The organism is Alkalispirochaeta americana (assembly GCF_900156105.1).
GTDB lineage: Bacteria > Spirochaetota > Spirochaetia > DSM-27196 > Alkalispirochaetaceae > Alkalispirochaeta > Alkalispirochaeta americana.
Genome location: NZ_FTMS01000056.1, coordinates 1 through 1,300, shown reverse-complemented (window position 1 = coordinate 1,300; position 1,300 = coordinate 1). Strand labels below are relative to the sequence as shown.

Genomic DNA, 1,300 nt, shown 5'->3' with positions numbered 1-1,300 from the left:
GCGAGCTCTACCGCGTGACGGAGCATCTGGATAAGGTCCACTTCTGGGAGCACCAGGCCGACGAGGTGGAGGACCGGCTCAAGCGCAAGGCCTTCGAGTCTCCCGATATCAAGGAGTTCAGCAAGCGGGTTCATATGCGCCACTTTGCCGAACGGATTTCCCGCCTGGCCGACGAGGCCGAAGCGGTAGCGGAGCGGCTGGCTATCTCCACGATCAAGCGGACCCTGTAAGGGGGCGCAGCGATGGGAGGACTAATCTTTCTGACCAGCGGTCTCTACATGGGCTGGTCCCTGGGCGCCAACGACGCGGCCAATATCTTCGGCACCGCCGTGGGAACCCGCATGGTGAAGTTCCGCACGGCGGCGATCATCTGTATCATCTTTATCACCGCTGGAGCGGTCTTCAGCGGGGCCGGTGCGGCCCACGGTCTGGGCGCTCTGGGGGCGGTGAACGCCCTGCCGGGGTCCTTTGTGGTCTCGCTCTGCGCGGCCTTCACGGTGATGTGGATGACCAAGGCGGGGCTTCCCGTGTCCACCACCCAGGCCATTGTGGGTGCCATTGTGGGGTGGAACCTCTTTTCGGGGTACCCCACGGACCAGGAAGCGCTCACCAAAATTGTGGGGACCTGGATCTTCGGTCCTGTTTTGGGTGCGGGAATCGCCTTTGTGCTTTTCTTTGTGGTGCGCTTTGCCATGAGCCGGGTCCATATCCATCTGGTTCACCTGGACCGGTACACCCGCAACGCCCTGCTTTTGGCGGGGGCCTTTGGTGCCTACAGTCTGGGAGCCAACAACATGGCCAACGTGGTGGGCGTCTTTCTTGAAGCCTCGCCCTTTCGGGATGTGAGCGTTATGGGGCTTACCTTCACGGGGACGCAGCAGCTTTTCATGGTGGGGGGGCTCGCCGCGGGTGTGGGTGTTGCCACCTATTCCAAGAAGGTGATGCTCACGGTGGGGTCCAAACTCTTCAAGCTCTCGCCGATCACGGCCTGCGTGGTGATCATTTCCACGGCGCTGGTGCTCTTCCTCTTTGCCTCCCAGGGGCTGAAGGAGGCCATGGAATCCGTGGGGCTGCCCTCGTTTCCGCTGGTGCCGGTCTCGCAGTCCCAGGCTGCGGTGGGATCAATTCTGGGTGTGGGGCTTGCCAAGGGAGGCCGCAACCTGAACCTGAAGCTCTTGCGCAACATCGTGCTGGGCTGGGTTGCCACCCCCGCCATGGCGGCCTTGCTGTGCTACGTGGCGCTTTTTATCATGCAGAACGTTTTCATGCAGCAGGTCTTTGTGTAAGACCTGCGGGACCG

The 1,300-nt window shown here is 61.8% G+C and carries 2 protein-coding genes; both read left to right on the top strand.

The genetic code is table 11. The annotated features are described in order from the left end of the window. The coding region (locus BW950_RS14665) for a DUF47 family protein (protein ID WP_143559291.1) at positions 1–230 on the top strand (230 nt) is incomplete at its 5' end. A gap of 12 nt (positions 231–242) precedes the next feature. After that, on the top strand, positions 243–1,286 hold the full coding sequence (locus BW950_RS14660) for an inorganic phosphate transporter (protein WP_076490036.1): 1,044 nt from the start codon (positions 243–245) through the stop codon (positions 1,284–1,286). The last annotated feature ends 14 nt before the right edge of the window (positions 1,287–1,300 follow it).

Excerpts from the sequence above, each read along its gene's own strand:
- BW950_RS14660 (WP_076490036.1), top strand. The coding sequence starts at position 243 with ATGGGAGGACTAATCTTTCTGACCAGCGGTCTCTACATGGGCTGGTCC.